Below are 20,696 nucleotides of genomic sequence, written 5' to 3'. Positions count from 1 at the left end.
TTCCATTCGAAATGCCATTGACGGTATTTAGACTGCTCAGTAGCAAGTCATAGTATCACTTATTACTGATAATATTGGTACTTATTGATTGGGATTATTTATTAACTGCCGGAATTTTGATCTATTTAATATATTTTACTGTGGTTAGTATGAAAACTGGGATGGAAATAGATGATTAGATTATAACGCTCACAATTGTTGGGGTTTTATCTATATGTTTTTATTATGATTTAATGATGAAATGATAGTGAATATATCAAATTGAGTGATTATTTTGAGAGTAATATATCGTATCGAGTCTGGTATTTTGTTGCTGTTATAAAATACATTAAAAGTGAAAAAGTGCTAATGACTAGCACTTTTCATCAACACAACATTCATCTTGCAAGAAGTCAATGACGCCCGCGAGATGCTCGTATTGTGCAACACAAAATAGAGTTCGACCTTCACGGCGCTGCTCTATCAAATTAGCCGAAGCAAGACTAGAAATATGGTGTGACAGTGTCGAGCCTGGAATATCAAGTCGCTCTTGTATCTCACCGACAGGGATACCTTGTCGTCCTGCCTTGACGACTTGTCGATAGATAGCGAGGCGGGTAACGTGTCCCAGCTCTTTTAGTGCTTTTGCTGCAACTTCAATCTGCATGTGTTTCTCTCCGCAATAACTATTTCGATAGTAATCGAAATTTTGAGTCAGCGCTAGGGACAATCAAGAAAAGCACCAGTGCAAATGCCAATGAACCAAATAGATCTTCTGGACGGTGCATGCCAAGCCACAGTCGACTGGTCGCCACGCCAACTGCCCACAACATGACTAAGGATGAGAGAACAGGATATTGGTGGTTGGCAAATAACCCAGCAAAGAAAAGAACACACACTGCCACGAAAATTGTGTGACCAGAAGGAAAGGAATAGTCAGTTTCACCCAACCAGTGCTTGGTGCGCCATTGACTCACTTCATCGCTCGCTAGAACGATGATCTGGTCTTGGTCACTACTATCAAGCGTGTAGAACTGCTCGGGTGAAGAGAGCAGCCCCTCAGCCGTTAGTTCATGGGTGTAAGGCCTAGGACTTTCTGTCCACTGCTTCAAGAACGTCTTAGCGCCAAAGCTGAATATTAACAGTAACCCTAACTGTGCAATCAGAATCACTTTGTACTGACTGGCTCTCGTCACCCAGAGTGTCATCACGCCAAGTACTGCTAATGTGATGAGAAACCCTTGATGACCAGCAGAATAAGACAGCAGTTGCATCGCGGTACCTAGCCCGTTGCTTACTTGGGCGCTGAGTTCGAATGGGTAAAGCAAAGATGATAGAACGAACAAAATGGTCGCTACGATAGCGAGGCAGACAATCCCCAACAATTTATCTTGGGTAAAAAATCGCAGTTGATGAAAGTTTAAATTTGGCATAGAGGGTAGGGAATGCTGATGTAAAACAGGGTGGATAGGGTATTGGATTGATTGTATTGATAATTCAGAGGAATGTCATAATTTGTTCGAATTGCCGTTTTAAGCCGGATAGGTTCAAAGGCGCATCAAAACAATAGGGTATTAAAAAGTACAAAGCAGTATTAGGTGGCAAGCAATGTCGCTACTTGCCACATGAATTCAAGATGCTACTCATTTTCTTAAAGATCACGCATTAGCTCTTCATAATCATCATTTGCTCGTTTGACTATGGTGCTTAGTTCATCCGCATCTCGATGGTTGAGCGTGATCTGCCATGCTTTATGATCGTGAATTTCAAACCCTTTCACTAACGTTGAGTGGTGTGAACGTTTGAAGCTAAGCTCGCTCAACTCGGTATTATGGTGTTCATTAGACTCGACAATATCGACATCGAGTTCACCGACGGGATTGACGTGAATTTGAGCGTGATGTTGGGTGCTGCCATGCAGCACAAAGTTGCGATGTGTTTTGATCATTGTCCTCTCCTTTGGAAAGTAACGATTCCTACTAGCCTATAAGACAGTGTAGGAGAGGATGAGTACTACTTATGTGAAATTAAAGTGAAGCTTGATACGAGTCAAACAAACGTGCACAAAAGTGATCCTCTTGCATCTAGCATCGCATTTATTTGGTCGAGAAATGCTCTCGCAGTGCTGAACGTCGATTCTGAGCTGGATTGTAACCATCCATGGGAACGGTATCTTCGTAGCCTTCAAGAATAAACCGCTGCGGAGGCAAAGCAGGCGTGACGCGACGAAGTTGAGGAGAGCGTGGTGTACCGACACGTTCATACACCCATAAGCCGCTGCCTGTTTTAAGACGAACAATGCGACCATCAAACTCGAAGGACGTTGTCACGAGTCGATGGTTACGAAGTGCACCTGCGTCAGAAAATGTCAGGATTTCCGTGCTTTGCTTGGGAGCGCCAATTTCAATCCAATTGCCGTAGACGCGGGTTGGCGAAATATGGTTTTGGTGACTGCTATAAAACGCAAAGCCGAGCAAGCCAGACAGCACAACCATGACGAACAGTATGCCTGCCAGCATGTATGAGTCAGTGTTAGGGGTTGCTCTAGCTCTGATCCTTGTCATTCACTCGGCCTTCCTTGTCGCCTAATGGAGTGGGTTGCTCAGTTGTGTTTTGAGCGTCTATGTAGGTTATCGGCTAGTGCCGTTGTAACTTTATCAAACACTAGCTAGGGAACATTGCCCCTAGCGATAACCATAGCGCTAGATAGGAGAAGCTGACAGAAAGGTTTTGTAATACTTTGTTATTTCAAGACTTCCGTCAACTTAAAGGGTAAAAACAGCTGGTTTACATCGACTTTGGCTTTTAAGCGAGCCGCCAATAAATACAAGCCGCCGATTTTACGATGCAAGAATAACGCATCTGCGGGAGGTGTATGCCAATAGTCCTGCTCCATACTAATTACCGTGCCCGCTTCACTGATGCGCTGTGCAAGGTTGCTGGCACCAAAATCATAGCTGCCTTGATATTTAAGTGGCTCGCCGGCAAGTTTCACTAGATTCACAACGGCATCTCTTTGAGCAGGTAAGATTTGTTGAGTAAAGAAGCCAATTTGCTGCAATGCTCGGTAGAGGCGTCGTCGTCACCGTCGAGGATGGCGCTGAAAGCGAGACGATAGCCATCACTGATTCGGTCGTCGTAGGCTCGAGTCGCTCCAAAATCCAGCAGGACGACTTTTTGTTGCCGCTCGTCAAAAAGAAAATTGGCGAAGTTGGGATCCGTTTGTACCAACTTAAAGTCGAAGATTTCTTTGAAAAGAAGCTCCAACAGTAAGGTGACCACGCGGTCGCGAGTCTGCTGGTTACTGTCAACCAATGACTCTATCGCAACGCCATCCACGTAGGTCATGGCTAACACATTATCGGTTGTGAGTTCATCTCGGACATCGGGTAAGACAAATTGCGGGGCGCTTGCGAGGTAGTCGCGAAATTGGCGCAGAAGTTTGGCTTCTAACAAGTAATCCGCTTCGGCATGAAGTTGCTTCTTCGCCTCTTCCAGTAACCCTTTGTAATCGACGTCTTTAGGAATGAGCCCAACCACATTGAGTAGGGTGCCCACATTGTCGACGTCACTGTCGATACTTTGCTTGATCCCGGGATATTGCACTTTAATCGCCAGTTTAGTGCCATCGTCTGAGTGGGCTTGGTGCACTTGACCAATCGATGCGCTGGCGATGGGTTTGAAGTTAAATTCAATGAAGTTTTGTTTCCAGTCTGCTCCCAATTCTTGTGTCAGAACCGAGGAAAGCTGACTGGCAGGCATGGGTGAAGCATCGGAGCGCAGCTTGAGAGAATATCAGCCAATTCTGGGCTAATAAGATCGCCTGCATCCATAGACATTAACTGACCCACTTTCATCGCTGCACCGCGAAGATGAGCCAGTTGATCGGCCACTCGTTTGACGTTACTCGGGGTGAGTAGCAACTCGCGAGCCTTGGGACGCTTGCCTTGTGCAAACTGTTTGGCGCCCTCTGTGACCATAGAGCCGGTAACTCGTGTTGCCAGAGAGGCTAATTTCCCGAAGCGGGTGATGCGATTAGTTGGGACTTTACTTTCCTGATTAGACATACCTTGTCTCTGATTCATTGATTCTGTTTATTTATACCATCACAGACTAGCAAGTGATCAATGACTTGTTTTCGTTAACTTTGTGAGGTAAAACGATGTTTTGCCAAAAGTAAATTACAAGGAAGTCATTATGATCAAAGAAAATACCTATTTTGAAGGAAACGTGAAATCTCTCGCTTTTACGCAAGCCGACGGCGACAGTAGTGTTGGCGTTATGGCGCCGGGCGAATACACGTTTGGCACCGCAGCTCCGGAGAAAATGACGGTAGTAAAAGGTGCACTAACGGTTCGTTTAGCTAACACGCAAGAGTGGAAAACCTACACAGCGGGTCAGGCGTTTGATGTTGAAGGCGATTCAAGCTTTGATTTGCAAGTCGAGCAAGCTACCGCTTATCTCTGCGAATATCTGTAGTATTAAAAGCGACAGCGTTAAAAAGAATGGCGCAAAAAAGAACGCATCGACTTAGCCAGTCGATGCGTGACACACAGGCAGTGGATTGAGGTGTCAAATCTAATATTTGGTAATTGAAGTTCAATACCGTTCAAATTCGCCACGATTGTAGTCGTTAATCGCCTGTTGGATCTCTTGACTACTATTCATAACAAAAGGGCCGTAATGAACCACTGGCTCGTTAATTGGTTCACCAACAAATACCAGCAATCCAGAATCTTCTCTCGCATTAATCTCCATAGCCTCTCCTTTTGAGACTAGTGCAAGTTCACCTTTAATCAATTTTTTCTCACTCAATGAGACTTCGCCGGAATAAACATAAACCATGGCATTGTGGTGTTCGGGTGTGCCTAGAATAAGTTGGTCGCCCCTGTCGGCACGCCAGTCAGCAACGGTTGCCGCCACTCCTGTTTTTGTGAGGGGCCTGTTAAAACCTCATCTTCGACCGTTAATGTGCCAGCTAATAGGCGTACTAATCCAACCCCCGGCTTTTGATACTCGGTAATCGTTTCTGGTTGGAAATCGTGGTATTGCGCTGGCTTCATTTTGTCTCTAGCTGGCTGGTTAATCCAAATTTGAAAACCGTGCAGCTGACCGTCATCCATTATTGGCATTTCGCTATGGATCACGCCACGGCCTGCCGCCATCCATTGAGCACCACCAGAGCGTAATTCACCCACGTTACCCATATGGTCACGATGCTGGAAGTGCCCTTGCATCATATAGGTCAGTGTCTCAATACCTCTATGTGGATGAGGGGGAAATCCGCCAACATAATCTTTTTTGTCGTCGGATTTGAGCTCATCAATCATAAGAAACGGCGAAAACGCCTGGTTATCAAAGCCGTGTACGCGACGAATTTTTACACCATCACCATCAGAGGTGGCATGCGATGGAATGATCTGTTGAATGGTTCTAAATGAAGTCATTTGGGACCTCCTTGGTATCTGATAGTCAAACTATAGATCTCCGGAGATCGAAAGAGCAGAGTGGAAATGTGAAAGAGACGTTCGAATAGTTCGAACTAAAAACTGCACGCATATTTTTGTAAAACTATATAGTTTTGTGACTTATTTTGAATTTTAAGGGTCTCGTCCTTTAGAAGAGAACGAAAATTTGGTTTATTAGAATCGACCCAGCGAGATGTTGGTGGCTCAACGTTTAAAGATTGGCGAACACACAAATCAAGAGAGCAGAACATGATAGTAGGACTAGATATCGGCGGCACAAAAATAGAGGGCGTCGGACTCGATGCCAACAGCTACGAGACCTTGGTTGTCCATCGTGAGCCAACGGCAAAAAACAGTTATTCAGAGTTCTTAACTGCCGTGATGTCTGTGATTGATGCTGTGAGCCAACATGGGGAGATCGACTCTATTGGCATTGGTTGCTGTGGTTCTGTCGGCAATGACGGCCTGATGCAGGGTGCAAACGTGTCTGTGTTAAATGGACAGGATTTTATTGGTGATATTCAAAAGCAGATCGATGTTCCGGTTGCTATTGCCAATGATGCTGATTGCCTTGCGCTTTCTGAATATAAAGATGGCGCCGCGAAGCACGCGACCAACTCCTGTGTCGCCGTCATCATTGGAACGGGCTGCGGTGCTGGCGTGGTGATCAACAATGGTTTGGTGACTGGCCTTAATAAACTTGGTGGCGAGTTGGGGCATAACCCGCTCCCTAACTTTAACCCAGAGGTTGATGGTAATCCTCACCAGTGTTACTGCGGCTCGATGAACTGCGCAGAGTCATTTGTCTCAGGCACCGGCTTTGCTCGCACATTTGCAGAGAAGTACGAACCCGCAAATTCTAGAGAGATCATGGCGCTCTACGAAAGAGGGGATGCTAGAGCCGTTGAGCACTTCGATTTGTACTGTGATCAGCTCGCTCGAACGTTGGGTGCTATTGTGAACTTTGTCGATCCTGAAGTCATAGTGCTCGGTGGTGGGATGTCAAACGTAGACGAAGTGTATCCTCTGGTTCAGAAAAAACTCTCGAAATACACCTTCACAAAATCGGTCACGACTCAGGTGGTCAAAAGCGTACATGGTGACTCGTCTGGTGTGCGAGGCGCAGCATTCTTGCACACGCTTTAGTTACAGCGATTAACTACTTCACAAACCCAACGAGTTGATGAAAACACTATGACGCAAAAAGACGAACTGTTTCTAACTCTAGACTTTGGTGGCTCTTCGGTGAAAGGTGCCGTCATGTCGCGTGATGCTCAAATTCATGAGCGATTCTCGCTCCCTAGCCAAGCTGACAGTTATGAGCAGTGGCTAGACACATTTACCCCCAAGTTCAATGAGCTAGCTGAACGCTTTGCACTTAAAGGAATCGCGATAAGTACCTGCGGAGCGGTCAATGTGGATACTGGGGTGATAGAAGGGGCAAGTGCTCTACCTTATATCCACGATATCGATGTGAGATCTTTATACCAAGCTCGGTTCCACCTGCCCGTTGAGCTAGAAAACGATGGCTGCTGCGCGGCACTTGCAGAAGACTGGCTCGGAGCTGGAAAAGAAGATGACGAGTTTTGCCTGCTAGTATTGGGCTCTGGGATAGGTGGTGCCATCGTGCGTGATGGTGGAGTCATCAAAGGGACGCACTTGCATGCTGGGGAGTTTGGCTACTGCATACTCCGTTTTGAAGAAGGGCAGCCTATTACCTATTCAAACGCCGCATCCACTCGTGCTCTTGTTGAAAACGTGGCTATGGCTAAGCGTCAAAAAGTCGAGGGTTTCGATGGTGTTAAAGTATTTTCCCTCTACGAACAGGGTGATAACGACGTACTGCCGTTGGTCGAACAATGGTATGGCGATCTGGCAACGATTCTCTTTAATGTTCAGTACTCTTTGGATCCGAAACGCATTCTTCTTGGAGGGGCGGTCAGCCGTAGCCCTCGATTAATTGACAATATCAATCGCAAACTGGACGAGCTCCACGCCAGCATCCCGATTGCTCGAATACGCTCAGTTCCCGCACTGACACAATTTGGTAACGACGCCAACCTGATTGGCGCTTTGAAACATTTTCTGAATAGACAAGGTTAGTAAGATGACGACATACACTTTTCCGCAAAATTTTTTGTGGGGCGCGGCTGCGTCTGGGATTCAAACAGAAGGCACCACAAATAAAGCCAACGACTCTATTTGGGATCTTTGGCATCAACAAAGCCCAGAACGTTTTTATCGTGGCATCGGCTCTCAAACGGTAACGGATACGTATCACCGTTACAAAGATGATGTGCAGGACATGAAAAAGGTCGGTTTCAACTCGTTCCGTACTTCTATTCAGTGGTCTCGACTGATCAAAGACTACGAAACTGGCGAGGTCTGCCAAGACGCCGTCGAGTTCTACAACAACTACATTGATGAAATGATCGCCAATGGCATTGAGCCAATGATGAACCTCTATCACTTTGATATGCCAGCAGAACTTCAGGAAAAGTTCGGCGGTTTTGAGTCAAAGAAAGTGGTCGATCTGTTTGCAGACTACGCAGAGACGGCGTTTAAACTCTTTGGTGACAAAGTGAAGTACTGGATTACGTTTAACGAGCCAATCGTGCCAGTAGAAGGCGGTTACTTGTATGACTTCCATTACCCATGCAAGAAGGATGGTAAGCTCGCGGTTCAAGTGGCCTTCAACATCATGCTCGCTCACGCAAAAGCAGTACACCGCTTTAACGCGTTGCAGTTGGAAAACTCGCAAATCGGTGTGGTGCTTAACCTAACACCGTCTTACACGCGAAACGACAGTCAAGAAGATAAACAAGCAGCATGGTATGCAGACCTTTTGTTTAATCGCAGCTTCCTTGATCCAATGGTGAAAAATGAAATTCCTCAAGAGCTGTGTGATGTATTGGCTGAGCATGGGTTAACGCCTGAAGCAACGGCGGAAGAGGTTGCCGCGATTACAACCGCCAAGGTTGAGTTCCTAGGTGTTAACTATTATGTTCCGCGCCGCGTGAAAGCGCGTGAAGCTGAGTACGACCTAGATTACTTTACGCCTGAGGTCTACTTCGAGAACTACGTAAATCCAGAAGGTCGATTCAATCCATATCGTGATAATAACGAAATCTTGCCGACGGCTATCTATGATATCGCTAAAAATGTCCAAGAGAACTACGGCAACATTCCTTGGTATCTTGCTGAAATCGGTATTGCGATGGATTTAGAGTCAGAGGGAGAGCCAGGTGCCGACGGTCTGATTGACGATTCATTCCGCACCGGCTTAATGAAAGAGCATCTAGTTCAGCTTCACAAGGCAATTGAAGAGGGCTCAAACTGCTTTGGTGTTCATCAGTGGACCTTTATCGACAACTGGTCTTGGTTGAACTCGTTTAAGCGTCGTTATGGTTTCTTCCGCTTGGATTTAGAGACTGGTAATCGAATCCCTAAGAAACATGGGGTTTGGTTTAAGGAATTGGCGACAACGGGCTCGTTTGAAATCTAACTACATTTTTTGGGCATAGCGGTGGGCTGTGGGTTGCCAATACCCTTAATCATTTGATACAGTCCCCACAGCTTCGTATAACCCCAATAATACGGTTTGGGGGTCTCTACCAGTTCCCGAAAAGTGCTGATTACGAAGAGTTAGGATGGCATTGCTGTCTTTACTCTTTGTATTGGCGTTAGAAATTTCTCTTCATCTGTTCCTATACTCAGAGTAAGTGCATCCGCAAGCCCCAAAAGCCGTTTCGGCTCTCATAAGCATAATAGGTGGTATATGAACGCATTTATTCAAGGTCTCCCAAAAGTCGAGCTACACCTTCACATCGAAGGCTCTCTTGAACCAGAACTACTGTTCAATTTGGCAAAACGTAATCAAATCGACATACCGTACGACTCCCCAGACGCGCTTCGCAAAGCGTATGAGTTTGATGATTTACAGTCATTTCTGGATATTTACTATCAAGGCGCTAATGCACTGCAAACCGAGCAAGATTTTTACGATCTCACTTGGGCGTATTTAGAGCGTTGTCAGCACGATAACGTGATTCACACAGAAATCTTTTTTGATCCACAAACCCACACTGATAGGGGGATCGCGTTTGATACCGTAATCAAGGGAATTGTACGCGCGTTAAAAGATGGCCAACAGAAGCTGGAAATAAGCTCGCAATTGATTATGTGCTTCTTGCGTCACCTTTCTGAGGAAGCGGCCATTGAAACGCTCAAACAAGCCATTCCTTACAAAAATGAAATTATTGGTGTGGGGCTGGATTCTTCAGAGCAAGGTCACCCGCCTGAAAAGTTTGCTCATGTATTTCAGATGGCAAGAGAGCATGGCTTCTTGACGGTCGCTCACGCGGGAGAAGAAGGGCCTGCCCAGAACATTATAGATGCGATCACGATGCTGGGTGTGAGTCGTGTTGATCATGGTGTCCGCTGCGTTGAAAATGAGACGCTGGTGGCACAGCTGATAGAGTCTAAGATGCCTCTCACGGTGTGTCCACTATCAAATATAAAGCTGCGTGTGTTCGATGACATGCAGGAACACAATATTGTGGACTTGCTAAGAAAAGGCGTCGCAGTGACCATCAATTCAGATGATCCTGCCTACTTTGGCGGCTATATGACAGACAACTTTATCGCGGTCAGTCAGGCTCACTTTTTAACCCATGAGGAGCTCGCACAATTTACGCTTAATGCCATCGACGCCAGCTTTATTAACGATACTCAAAAGCAAGCCTATCGAAAGAAAGTGATGGACTATTTAGATTCGGCGGTTTAATGAGGGTCGATATAAGTAGCGGTTGAACGCCAAGGAAAAGTTAAGTCGTCACTCCCGAAAAAGGTGGCAGCCTCAAAAAAGGAATGACGACTTGAGTGGTAGACTCAGAGGTGGTTAATCAACTGAGTGATTTATTTGTAGCGCGTTCTGTTATTAGCTGCAATACAACAAGTTATGAAACCCTAACTTGAGTCCGGTTTTGTGAAACATTTCACTTTATGTAGAAGAGAAATGACGTAGCGCATCTTTGTTGTACACCATCGTTTTGCGTTTGATTGTGTGCAAGCTCTATTGAGCGCGCTATCCTTAAGCTACGTCTTCTCAGCATCCATAGCGAGGAAGTGACATGGAAAAATTGGCTTGGCTAGTATTGTTCATTGTATCGTGCAACGTTCATGCTCTGCAGCGCTCTTGGGATGAAGTGTTGGTGCCGAGTGAAGGGGAGTCCAATTCAATAGGCAGTTACGCCAACGGTTGTTTAGCTGGTGGACAACAACTTTCCCTAAGTGGTGAGGGTTATCAAGTCATTCGATCACAGCGTAACCGTTACTACGGTCATCGAGATATGATTGCCTACCTGACCGATTTAGCTCGGAACGTAGATAAGCTAGGTATAGGGCACTTATTAGTGGCCGATATTTCGATGCCAAGGGGAGGGCGATTTACCTCTGGGCACGCGAGTCATCAAACCGGGCTTGATGCTGATATTTGGCTAAGACTTCCGAATGCCCCTCTTAATGCGGAAGAGGCGGCGGATCCCAAGCCTTATCCTGTCGTAGACATTGAAAAGTATCGTTTCAAACAAGATAAGTGGACGACGAATCACGAGCTACTGCTCCAGGTTGCCGCTGTCGATGAGCGAGTAGCGCGAATTTTTGTTCACCCTTTAATCAAAAAACAGCTTTGTGAAGTAGAGTGGAAGGACAGAGATTGGCTTCGTAAAGTGCGTCCATGGTGGGGGCACTACTACCATTTTCACGTCAGATTGCACTGCCCTGAAGGGGAAGGAAAGTGCATAGCACAAAACCCTCCTCCACCGGGAGATGGCTGTGGACAAGAGCTTGCATCTTGGAAACCCTATATTCCAGCTAAGAAAAAATCTGAAGACAAGGTCACTAAAAAAACGCCGCCCAAAAAACGCGTATCAAAGCCTAAGTTTCAAGAATGTATCGCGCTATTGGCAGAGCCTTAAAGGTACTGTTATTGAAGCCGATATTCGATGGTGACTTGATTGCCATCGACTCGAATATTGGTAATGTCACCGTCGACGGTAAGGCGAGTATTGAATACTCGGTCAGTTTCACCCACAAAATGGCTGCGCATCGATGGTAGGTGATGGCACGGGTCGATATGCAGAAGGCGACAAAAGCGATCGACAAAATTGGCGTCTAGAGGCTGGTTGCCATTGAGTCGATTGGACAACTCAATTTGACTAACGTTGAGGCGTTTGGCCACCTCCATTTGCGTAATGTGCATTTTTGCTTTTTGTGACATCCAGACACGGTAAAGCGCTTCAGTATCTTGTTGTGTAAAGTTCATTATTAACCCCTGCAATTAATTGGAATTGTCCCATTCCCTTTATACCCAAGTAACCTCAAGATGCCGGTTCAGCGAGATTTGCTTGGCTTGTAGTCGCGGCGGAGGTTTGAATGCATAGTGGGTCTATGCGGAAAACCTCCAACAAAGGCTACAAGCCAAGCAAACTCGCCCGCAGGGAGTGCTAGACAAGACTTATCTCAGCGTCAAATAGCCTTGTAATGGGTGTCCATTGCTGCGGCTATTCTCCTTAATATAAGTCTTGTCTAGCACTCTGAACTCGGCATCTTGAGGTCACTTGGGTATATCCTGCGTATTTCAGCTTAGCTGAGCCATGATGTTGTCAGAACCTTGCAAGCCAGGTAAAGCCACTGTCCGATTGAGGACAAATGCGCGTCAATATTTTGAACTACTATGTGTCAGACTGAAGCTGTTCTCACTGTGTAAGAATTCACTCACCTTTGTTCACTGAGTTTCTTGTATGTAAACATAATCATTATGTCATTGAACAAACGAAATTAATCCTCTCCTTAAACGCTATACTGTCGAAAAACTGCACGTATTGATAACAATATTAGTGATGCGCTTCTCAAAAAACACTCACTAATTCCTATTTGCTGTCTGGTTGTATAGCATTTGCTGATGATTGCAGGGCTATTAATTTGCAGTGGTAATTGAAATAACTATAAAGCTAGGAAGTGAATGGATACATTGGCTGCTTTTTCTCTTGATATGAGAACGCTGAATTTTGTGATGATTTTGTTCAGTGTTATATACTGCATTGGATTGCTGTTATTCGCTCAGACTCAAGAAAAAACCAAGGGAATAAGACTGTTTGCATTCGCGCTATTGGTTATGGGGGCAGGCCCGTTATTAATAAGTTTACGCGGTTTGGCTCCTGATTGGGTCTCCATTGTTGCTGCTAACACGTTGGTCGCCGTCTCCTTTCATATGATCCTCCATGGCATGTGCCAGTTCCGCGGGGTTCAAGTGCAGTTTGCACATAGCTTCAGCTGGGTTATTCCTGTTGTGTTGGTGCTCAATCTTTATTTCACTTATGAAGCCAACTCGATCAATCAACGCATCTTGGTTAGTGCGTTCTCCATCGCCGTCGTTACGTTGGCAACAGCGCTTGTCGTCATCGTGGGTAAACACAGAGACTACCAGCCAGCCGTTTTTACTATGGCTGCGACGTTTGGATTTTATGGGTTGTTTATGTTGTTCCGGGGTGTATATACCTGGGGCAGTGCTGAGATTCTCCAATTTATGGATGCTGACTTAGTGCATAAACTGACGTTTCTATTCAGCATCTTTTTAACGGTAGCCTCAAGTTTTAGTATGCTGTGGCTGATCAACGCTCGCCAGGTGGATGATATTTATGCGCTGTCTTACTTCGATTCACTGACCAATCTGCGTAATCGCCGTGCTCTTGATAGTTATACGTTGGCACTGGCAGAAGCTGGTGGTAAGCCTAAACAGAGCATTATTATGCTTGATATAGACAGGTTTAAATTGATCAATGATCGCTATGGCCACGTTATCGGCGACAAAGTGATAAAGGCAGTGGCGTCGCAGATAAAAGGCACGTCGAATGCGCCCAAAGCCATTTATCGGTTTGGTGGCGATGAATTCATTATTGTTTTAAATAATCAAACCTTGGACTTTGCACTCTTCCTTGCCGAGTCCATGCGCAAACGCGTCGCGGAGCACGTGCGCGTTGATGGTATGCCCTTCAAAGTGAGTTGCAGCTTTGGTGTCGCAGAGTCCCTTTGTGATGAAAGTTGGGATGCACTGGTTGCTCGCGCAGACAAAGCCTTATATCGAGCGAAGCAAGAGGGTCGAAACTGTGTTCAAATCGCTTCTGAACAAGCTCAGCTCATCGCAAGCGCATAGAGGGAGTTGCTATTGTCCCAATAGCAGCGGGGCATGAGCTTTGCCTATGGTAAAGATGGTCAACCATATTCCGCATGTCATCAACATCACGAGCAATCGAGTACGCTTTTTGAGTGTGAACTGGAAGATAACCATAGTGCTGATGGCATAAACGATAAACAATCCGAGTTTCTCGGTAAGCCACGGGTTTGATAATGGAAATTGCCCAATAGTCATACAAAGCCCTGCCGCACTCAGTAACATAAAGGCGGTAAGCACTTGATGGATGACCAGAGCGAACTTGTTTTCGACCAGGGCTGAATGGCTAAACCCCCACCAAGCTCGAATGATGAAGCTGATGAAGCTAAGTAACGCCAATGTGACGTGTGTTTTTAATAGAAGCGTGTACATAAATATCTAACTAACCTCAAGCCGCCGCCGCGGTTGCTACCCAAGTTGTACTCGCTGTCTCAAATATGGAGTTCAGCGTTACTAGCACTAGCAGGGTATAAAGCTTTTACACAGTGTTTACAATTTCCTGTCGCCACGATAGGGAATAGTGTCATGTGGGTCTTTGATGTAAATCAAGTGTTACTCTGTTGTTTCTTTTATCTGCTCAATAGGGTTCCTAGAACGTGACACCCGCCGGACAAAGTGCCTATTTCTACAAACTCATACTTTATGCTGATGCTCCAATGCATTGAAATTAGCGGCGATACTTTACCTATTTACAGATCTCATACAACATGCCGTTTAGTCATGTTATTTCCAAATTGATGTAAGTTTGCCTAGTTGTTTCTTGATTGTTTCTGGGTGTATGTTGTTTTCACAATAAAAACAGCGCGAATAGCGTAACTATTTTTGGTCGGTACTTTCCGACTTATTCTTTCCCCGGAGAAACAACATGGCGATTAGAACATTAAACCCATATACCAATCAGATAGAACAGCAGTTCGACACTTGGCAAGACGCTCAAGTCGTGGAACGAATTGATACAGCTCAGGCTGCTTTCAAAGCGTGGAGAGCAACGAGTCACCAGGAGCGAGCGGCTTTGCTTTCCCGCGTTGCTTCGTTGTTAGAAGAGCGAGCAGAGCACTATGCGGCTCTTATGACGACAGAAATGGGCAAATTGCACAGCCAAGGTGTCGCCTTGGAACTTCCCCTCTGTGCGCAAATTTGTCGTTATTATGCTGAACACGGCGAGCGTTTCCTTGCTCCTGAGTCCATCGAAGAAGTGGCTACAGGCCGTGCGGAAATTCAAAATCATCCGCTGGGTGTTATCTACGGCGTTATGCCGTGGAATTTCCCGTTCTATCAAGTGATCCGTTTTATCGCACCGAACTTGATGGTCGGCAATAGTGTGGTATTTAAACACGCTTCGAATGTTCCTCAGTGTGCAAAGGCGATTACTGAACTATTTGAAGAGGCAGGGGCACCACAAGGGTTGGTTCAGCATCTGTTTATGGCTTCTAGCCAGTCTGAGCTTGTCATTGCTGACAAGCGAGTACAAGGTGTATCGCTAACAGGAAGTGAAAAAGCAGGATCGAGTGTTGCCGCATTGGCGGGTAAGCATTTGAAAAAAGTGGTCATGGAGCTGGGTGGCAACGATCCGTTTATCGTACTTGCTGATGCGGACGTCAATAAAGCGGTGGAGCTGGCAGCCATCGCGAAGATGTTCAATTCAGGCCAAGTTTGCATCAGTGCTAAGCGATTTATTGTTGCTGATGAAGTCTATGATGAGTTCATGGAGAAGTTTGCTGCAGCGCTGGGTAGTCTAGAGGCGGGCGATCCTATGGATCCTCAAACCGGGTATGCGCCAGTCGTGAGTGTTCAAGAGCGTGATTATTTACTTAAGCAAGTCCAGCATGCCGTTGAACAAGGTGCTAGTTTGGTATTGGGGGTGAATCTGAAGAGCTAGAAGGCGCATGGCTCAAACCAACGATACTTGCCGATGTTACTCCGCAGATGGATGTGTTTGACCAAGAGTTGTTTGGACCTATTGCCGTCGTTTATCGCGTTGGTAGTGATGAAGAAGCGGTTGAACTAGCCAACAATAGCTCTTATGGATTGAGTTCTGCTGTGATTTCAGAAAGCATCGATCGCGCTACCGCGGTCGCCGGAGCGTTAGAATGTGGTGCGTCATTTATTAATACCTTCTCAATGTCGGAGGCGTGCCTGCCGTTTGGTGGCATTAAAAATTCTGGATTTGGTCGTGAGCTAGGTCGATTAGGACTGGATGAGTTTGTAAACAAGAAGCTGGTTAGATTCGCTTAGTTCTGATTGTAGTTTCGAGCATGTCCATACGGGGCATGCTCGTCATTACTTCCTCTCGGTGTTCTGGTCGCCTATAGAGCGAGCGAAAAGCATGTCGTAAAACCGCTGCCTGTCTTCTACGCTGCTACGGCGATGAGTCAGGTAGGTAACGTGTTCATTATCGGCCGCATCCTCTTTTAACAAGATGCTCCACAACGCATTGACCTCATTGGGAACGATGGAATAACGGACGTCGATAATGCGCTGATTATTCTCTTTGCTAAGGGCGACAAAGCATCAGAAAACCAAGAAAAACGTGCGATATCTTTGGATTGCTGCGAATCTTCATGTAACCAGGGAAACGCTCTCTCCACGTTGAGTTTTGCTACATTAGTACCAGGGTATACAGTCAGCTTTTGTCCTGCTCTTACCGCATCAATGTAAAACCTTCCGTCAGCTTCATAGATAATCTTCCAAACCAGAATATTGCCAAAACTGGGTTTTGCTTCGAGCCTAACTGGGCTGTGATTACGTTCGTTTGCGAACTGCCAACCAATACGTTCTGCCCTGTCTCTTTGCACCATACCAAGGGTTGGATAAATCAGTGCCCATAGGAACGCAACTCTTGCGATTGCAGGGCTTCGCTTCCACAGAGCAATAGTCAAAACGATGAGCAGTGGGAGCGTGAATAGAGGGTCGATGACAGAAATACTATTCCAAGCAAAGCGCTGATTAGTCAATGGCCAGAGCAGCTGCGTGCCGTATGACGTACATGCGTCCAACAGTCCATGGCTCGCATAACCAAGTGTGCAGTAGAGCCAAGATTGTTTGAACGAGAAGCCGCGCTTTTTGGCAATCAAAGGGTGCAAAATCAGCGCACAAATTAAGCTCCCTAACGGAATAAACAGCAGTGAGTGAGTAAATTGGCGGTGAAACTCTAAGAACAACAGCGGATCGTGCGAAGAGCGGATTAGCACATCCAAATCCGGCGCCATTGCAGAAAGCAGCCCTAACACCCCTGCGACCACAAACCGAGGTCGGCGACTCACCGATTGCGATAATGATGCTCCCAACAGTCCTTGTGATAATGGATCCATAAATTACGCTGTGACCGCCTGAGAATAAATAACAGAGAATACAATAAGCTATAGCAGTAAACCGTTAGAAGCGGCAAGGCGAATGGGAAAACTAAACGGTAAAAATGAATCTGCCATCAAAGCTATTAGACTTCGATGGCAGACAAATCAGGACAAGTGGGTCAATACTAGATTAGGAGTGTGCTGGAGAGGCGACCTCATCGACAAGATAAAGAATCGATTGATAAGGGATCCCACTATGATGAGAGAGGCCAATTTCACAGGTAATACTGTTACTAAAGCCTCGGGTGCACCCTTGTGGCACTTGTGCCTTAAGAGGTGCCACAGCCGCTTCATTGAGCTCTGGCGTGGTGAAGCCTTTGTCACCCGCCCAGCCGCAGCATTGAATATGTTCTGGGATGATGACGTCGCTGGCACAAGCTTTTGCGAGTGACAGCATAGCGCTCTCCAATCCCATACGTCTTGAGCTGCACGTGACATGCAGCATCACGGTTTCATTGACTGGCGATAGGGTGAGTTCGCTGAGCAGATAATCACTGACGAATTTTACTGGCTCGACAACGATCATTGGCTTGGTGAACTGTTCGATACTGCGTTTTGCGCATGGGCTGGTGTCCATCAAAACAGGATATTTGCCGTGCTCCGAAGCTTCCCATAAAGCGAGCTCCAATTGTTCACTCTTTTGTTTGGCAATGTCGGTCATGCCTTTGCTGTCATAGGGCATACCACAACATTGCTCACTGAGTGATTCAGGTGTCACGAGTGAAAATCCTGCCTTTGCAATAAGCGACATTGTCACTTCTGTTAAAGGCCGTTTATCATACGCACTGGCTTGAGTGCTCATATTGCGGCTGGCACAAGAGGGCAGGTACACGACTTTTTTATCACCGGACGCTGCATTACCGAAGCACTGGTCAGCATTGAACTTCGCACCGTTTGGCGTTTCTGGTAGCCAACTAGGGGTCGTATTGTTGGTTATTTTACGCATACCCTCAGCCAGTTTAACAACACGCTTTTGGCCGAGGATATTGGTGGCGACAGCTCCACTTTTGAGACCAAAACGCGCTATGGCAGTGGTCGCCGTAAAGTGATTCGCGGTCCATTTAGCGATTGGTCGGAACTTTTTGTACTTTGGCTCTCTTAATTTTTTGATAAGGTCCCCAGTGTTGATGCCCACAGGACAGCGATCGGCGCACAGACCTGTCGCTGCACACGTATCGATACCTTGGTATTCGAATACCTGTTCGAGCTCTGTTGCTTCCACAATCTCTCCCGCGGCTTTACGTCGTTGAAGCTCTCTAAATAGGACGATGCGCTGACGAGGTGATAATGTCAGGGTTCGTGAAGGGCAAACGGGTTCACAGAAGCCACACTCGATACAACGATTGACGATGTCATCGGCGGCAGGCATAGGTTTAAGGTTTTCGATGTGCGAGTGTGGATTGTCATTAATAATCACGCCCGGATTGAGCAAACCTTCGGGATCAAACAGCGCTTTGATTTGTTGCATCAGCGCATAGCCTTCTTGTCCCCACTCAAGTTCCACATAGGGAGCCATGTTACGCCCGGTACCATGCTCAGCTTTTAATGAGCCTTGGTATTTGACGGCGACAAGGTCGGCCACGTCATCCATAAAACCGCCATAACGGTCGATCTCTTCTTGACTATCAAACCCTTGGGTAAACACAAAGTGCAGGTTGCCCTCTAGCGCATGCCCGAAAATGATGGCTTCATCATAGTGATATTTGTCGAAGAGCTGCTGCAAGTCACGTACGCCAGCTGCAAGGCTTTCGACAGGGAATGCAACGTCTTCTATGATGACGGTGGTGCCGACTTCGCGAACCGCACCAACCGCTGGGAACATACCCTTGCGGATGCCCCAAAGCGTCGCTACCGTCGCTGGATCCAGCGTGAATGGTACAGACTCAATGATGGTGTAATCGTTGAGTGCTGCCATCACAGTATCGGTGTGGCTGTCTAATGTGTGTTTGCAAGAAGCGTGAACTTCGACTAGGAGTGCGGTGGCCTCAAGGTCTAGCTGCTTGATAAACTCGGGCATTCCCGGTTTATCCGCGACCGAACGTAGAGCACGTCCATCCATCATTTCAACAGCTGCAACCGGTGTATTGGCGATGGTTGCTACCGCTGTGCTGGCCGTTTCAATATCGGAGAACACCAGCAAAGTTGAGGCTTTGTATTTGTGTTCCTTGACCGTGTTGTAGGTAATATCGGCGATAAAACCTAGGGTACCTTCTGAGCCAATCATCAAATGCTCAAGCACTTCGATTGGGTCGCTGTAATCAACGAGCGCATTTAGCGCGTAGCCTGTGGTGTTTTTAAGCCGGTATTTATGAGCAATTTTCTCGGCGAGCTCACTGTTAGCTTGGTTGTTTCGGCAAGGTGCTTTAGCCCTCCAATAAATTCAGGCTTGTTCGCTTTAAAGCGCTCGATACTTGCTTTGTCTCCGGTATCCACCAAGGTGCCATCACTCAGAACTATCTTCATACTATCGACAGTTTTGTACGAGTTTTGCGGGGTGCCACAGCACATGCCGCTGGCATTATTGGCAGCAATGCCGCCAATTTTACAGGTGTTGATAGATGCCGGGTCTGGACCGATTTTGCGTTGGAATGGGAGCAAGTATTTATTGGCATCGGCGCCGATCACGCCCGGTTGAAGGCGAATTTTCGCGCCTTCATCGAGGATAGTGTGTCCGCGCCAGTCATCCGTTAGAGCAATCAGTACCGAATCAGACACCGCTTGGCCTGACAAACTAGTGCCTGCAGCGCGAAACGTGAACGGAATACTGTACTCACGGCAACACTGGATAGCAAAAATCACCTCATCGAGATCTTTAAGGCGAAGCACGATCTGAGGGATCAGTCGATAGAAGCTAGCATCGGTACCATAAGCTAGGCGCTCTGCTTCACCTGTGATGATACGCTGGGAATCGATTCTGGTAGCGAGTTGCTGCTTGAGCAAGTCATAGTCGCGTGTGTGATTCATCTTGGTGTCCTTTGTACGTTCTTATTCGTCTTCCAATAACAGTACGATCAACTGACTCGGGCCATGGGCACCGTAGGCAAGCGTTTGTTGAATATCGGCGGTTTTTGATGGACCAGAAATTAAAAGTGCATTGGTCGGCATGTAATGATCCCAATTGTTTTCTTGCATCACTTGCAGAAAGTGTCCGTAAAGCGCTGACTTTTTCACAACCGCTATATGGCTGGGTGGTACTAACGATAAGGTGCGTGGCTCGTGCTCATTGGGCCACAGGATCAGTGCGCCTGTATCTGCAATGCCGCCCAGTGTATGGGTGATGCCGACATCAATGCTGTTAAAAAGCTCTGATTTCCAATCTTCTATCTTCTGGTTGAATGGCGTAACTTGTTTGCCTTGAGCTGCATCTTCGAAATCACGGATGTACTCGCCTGCTGTACCCATAGCAATGCGACTAAAACCGTAACTGTCCATCACCTCATGCAAGGCTTGGGTAAGCTCAGAGCGCTGAACAGTTCGAACGTCGGCATGGTTGGCGCTCATCATCTCGACAAAGCGCTCGGCTTTATCGTCTATAGTGATATCTGGATGGCTTCCCCAAGGGAAAAAGGCTAATTCCTCCGCCGATTTTGGGCTGCGTTTCGCTTGCTTGAGTCGGCCAAGAATATTGTCTTTGGCAAGTCTGGTGTTCATCTTGGTCTCCTC

The 20,696-nt window shown here is 46.6% G+C and carries 14 protein-coding genes, 5 pseudogenes and 1 riboswitch; of the genes and pseudogenes, 8 read left to right on the top strand and 11 right to left on the bottom strand.

Going from position 1 to position 20,696, the window contains the following annotated elements; translation table 11 throughout:
* Positions 1–352: 352 nt before the first annotated feature.
* From TZ48_RS11555 to TZ48_RS11535, 5 genes and pseudogenes are all read right to left on the bottom strand, one after another.
* Positions 353–646, bottom strand: coding sequence for an ArsR/SmtB family transcription factor (locus TZ48_RS11555; RefSeq protein WP_112462466.1), 294 nt, complete (start codon positions 644–646; stop codon positions 353–355).
* 19 nt (positions 647–665) lie between these two features.
* Positions 666–1,361: a phosphatase PAP2 family protein gene (locus tag TZ48_RS11550; protein WP_239670806.1), complete on the bottom strand. Its 696-nt coding sequence runs from the start codon at positions 1,359–1,361 to the stop codon at positions 666–668.
* 269 nt (positions 1,362–1,630) lie between these two features.
* Positions 1,631–1,927, bottom strand: a complete 297-nt coding sequence (locus TZ48_RS11545; RefSeq protein WP_112479254.1) for a hypothetical protein — start codon at positions 1,925–1,927, stop codon at positions 1,631–1,633.
* Between the two features lie 148 nt (positions 1,928–2,075).
* Positions 2,076–2,543: a DUF2850 domain-containing protein gene (locus TZ48_RS11540; RefSeq protein WP_112479253.1), complete on the bottom strand. Its 468-nt coding sequence runs from the start codon at positions 2,541–2,543 to the stop codon at positions 2,076–2,078.
* A 179-nt stretch (positions 2,544–2,722) separates the two neighbouring features.
* Positions 2,723–4,046 (bottom strand): annotated as a pseudogene (locus TZ48_RS11535) (ABC1 kinase family protein).
* 130 nt (positions 4,047–4,176) lie between these two features.
* On the opposite strand from TZ48_RS11535, the gene ppnP reads away from it, so the two are divergent.
* Positions 4,177–4,458, top strand: coding sequence for a pyrimidine/purine nucleoside phosphorylase (gene ppnP / locus TZ48_RS11530; RefSeq protein ID WP_042495391.1), 282 nt, complete (start codon positions 4,177–4,179; stop codon positions 4,456–4,458).
* 120 nt (positions 4,459–4,578) lie between these two features.
* Here ppnP and TZ48_RS11525 read toward each other — a convergent pair.
* A pseudogene (locus tag TZ48_RS11525) lies at positions 4,579–5,426 on the bottom strand (pirin family protein).
* A gap of 270 nt (positions 5,427–5,696) precedes the next feature.
* On the opposite strand from TZ48_RS11525, the gene TZ48_RS11520 reads away from it, so the two are divergent.
* The 5 genes from TZ48_RS11520 (at position 5,697) to mepA (ending at position 11,425) form a co-directional block, all read left to right on the top strand.
* On the top strand, positions 5,697–6,593 hold the full coding sequence (locus TZ48_RS11520; RefSeq protein WP_112479252.1) for an ROK family protein: 897 nt from the start codon (positions 5,697–5,699) through the stop codon (positions 6,591–6,593).
* A gap of 48 nt (positions 6,594–6,641) precedes the next feature.
* On the top strand, positions 6,642–7,550 hold the full coding sequence (locus TZ48_RS11515) for an ROK family protein (protein ID WP_112479251.1): 909 nt from the start codon (positions 6,642–6,644) through the stop codon (positions 7,548–7,550).
* 4 nt (positions 7,551–7,554) lie between these two features.
* Positions 7,555–8,952, top strand: coding sequence for a glycoside hydrolase family 1 protein (locus TZ48_RS11510; protein WP_112479250.1), 1,398 nt, complete (start codon positions 7,555–7,557; stop codon positions 8,950–8,952).
* A gap of 53 nt (positions 8,953–9,005) precedes the next feature.
* Positions 9,006–9,105, top strand: a riboswitch (purine riboswitch).
* A gap of 120 nt (positions 9,106–9,225) precedes the next feature.
* Positions 9,226–10,233 carry an adenosine deaminase gene (locus tag TZ48_RS11505; RefSeq protein ID WP_112479249.1) on the top strand — a complete coding sequence of 336 codons (1,008 nt, stop codon included), beginning with the start codon at positions 9,226–9,228 and terminating at the stop codon, positions 10,231–10,233.
* 346 nt (positions 10,234–10,579) lie between these two features.
* Positions 10,580–11,425 carry a penicillin-insensitive murein endopeptidase gene (mepA, locus tag TZ48_RS11500; protein ID WP_112479248.1) on the top strand — a complete coding sequence of 282 codons (846 nt, stop codon included), beginning with the start codon at positions 10,580–10,582 and terminating at the stop codon, positions 11,423–11,425.
* 8 nt (positions 11,426–11,433) lie between these two features.
* Here mepA and TZ48_RS11495 read toward each other — a convergent pair whose 3' ends face one another.
* Complete coding sequence (locus TZ48_RS11495) at positions 11,434–11,772, bottom strand: helix-turn-helix domain-containing protein (RefSeq protein ID WP_112479247.1); 339 nt, start codon at positions 11,770–11,772, stop codon at positions 11,434–11,436.
* A 756-nt stretch (positions 11,773–12,528) separates the two neighbouring features.
* On the opposite strand from TZ48_RS11495, the gene TZ48_RS11490 reads away from it, so the two are divergent.
* Positions 12,529–13,662 (top strand): GGDEF domain-containing protein, encoded by a 1,134-nt coding sequence (locus tag TZ48_RS11490; RefSeq protein WP_239670805.1) that lies wholly within the window; start codon positions 12,529–12,531, stop codon positions 13,660–13,662.
* A gap of 9 nt (positions 13,663–13,671) precedes the next feature.
* Here TZ48_RS11490 and TZ48_RS11485 read toward each other — a convergent pair whose 3' ends face one another.
* The gene (locus TZ48_RS11485) at positions 13,672–14,052 is read right to left on the bottom strand and encodes a SirB2 family protein (RefSeq protein ID WP_112479245.1); all 381 of its coding nucleotides are present in this window, start codon (positions 14,050–14,052) and stop codon (positions 13,672–13,674) included.
* A gap of 493 nt (positions 14,053–14,545) precedes the next feature.
* On the opposite strand from TZ48_RS11485, the pseudogene TZ48_RS11480 reads away from it, so the two are divergent.
* A pseudogene (locus TZ48_RS11480) lies at positions 14,546–15,915 on the top strand (NAD-dependent succinate-semialdehyde dehydrogenase).
* 45 nt (positions 15,916–15,960) lie between these two features.
* Here TZ48_RS11480 and TZ48_RS11475 read toward each other — a convergent pair.
* The 3 genes and pseudogenes from TZ48_RS11475 to TZ48_RS11465 form a co-directional block, all read right to left on the bottom strand.
* Positions 15,961–16,991, bottom strand: a pseudogene (locus TZ48_RS11475) (metal-dependent hydrolase).
* Positions 16,992–17,163: 172 nt separating this feature from the next.
* Positions 17,164–19,997 (bottom strand): annotated as a pseudogene (locus TZ48_RS11470) (FAD-binding and (Fe-S)-binding domain-containing protein).
* Between the two features lie 21 nt (positions 19,998–20,018).
* A complete protein-coding gene (locus TZ48_RS11465) occupies positions 20,019–20,684 on the bottom strand; it encodes a LutC/YkgG family protein (protein ID WP_112479353.1) in 666 nt (221 codons plus the stop codon).
* Between the last annotated feature and the right edge of the window lie 12 nt (positions 20,685–20,696).

This window comes from Vibrio variabilis (assembly GCF_003263785.1).
Classification (GTDB): domain Bacteria; phylum Pseudomonadota; class Gammaproteobacteria; order Enterobacterales; family Vibrionaceae; genus Vibrio; species Vibrio variabilis.
Note: the sequence above shows the minus strand (reverse complement) of the source record. Positions and strands in the feature narration are given on the sequence as shown.

Bases quoted from the DNA above. Each gene is read 5' to 3' on its own strand.
- TZ48_RS11555 (WP_112462466.1), bottom strand. From the start codon at position 646: ATGCAGATTGAAGTTGCAGCAAAAGCACTAAAAGAGCTGGGACACGTT.
- TZ48_RS11545 (WP_112479254.1), bottom strand. From the start codon at position 1,927: ATGATCAAAACACATCGCAACTTTGTGCTGCATGGCAGCACCCAACAT.
- TZ48_RS11540 (WP_112479253.1), bottom strand. From the start codon at position 2,543: ATGACAAGGATCAGAGCTAGAGCAACCCCTAACACTGACTCATACATG.
- ppnP (WP_042495391.1), top strand. From the start codon at position 4,177: ATGATCAAAGAAAATACCTATTTTGAAGGAAACGTGAAATCTCTCGCT.
- TZ48_RS11520 (WP_112479252.1), top strand. From the start codon at position 5,697: ATGATAGTAGGACTAGATATCGGCGGCACAAAAATAGAGGGCGTCGGA.
- TZ48_RS11515 (WP_112479251.1), top strand. From the start codon at position 6,642: ATGACGCAAAAAGACGAACTGTTTCTAACTCTAGACTTTGGTGGCTCT.
- TZ48_RS11510 (WP_112479250.1), top strand. From the start codon at position 7,555: ATGACGACATACACTTTTCCGCAAAATTTTTTGTGGGGCGCGGCTGCG.
- TZ48_RS11505 (WP_112479249.1), top strand. From the start codon at position 9,226: ATGAACGCATTTATTCAAGGTCTCCCAAAAGTCGAGCTACACCTTCAC.
- mepA (WP_112479248.1), top strand. From the start codon at position 10,580: ATGGAAAAATTGGCTTGGCTAGTATTGTTCATTGTATCGTGCAACGTT.
- TZ48_RS11495 (WP_112479247.1), bottom strand. From the start codon at position 11,772: ATGAACTTTACACAACAAGATACTGAAGCGCTTTACCGTGTCTGGATG.
- TZ48_RS11485 (WP_112479245.1), bottom strand. From the start codon at position 14,052: ATGTACACGCTTCTATTAAAAACACACGTCACATTGGCGTTACTTAGC.
- TZ48_RS11465 (WP_112479353.1), bottom strand. From the start codon at position 20,684: ATGAACACCAGACTTGCCAAAGACAATATTCTTGGCCGACTCAAGCAA.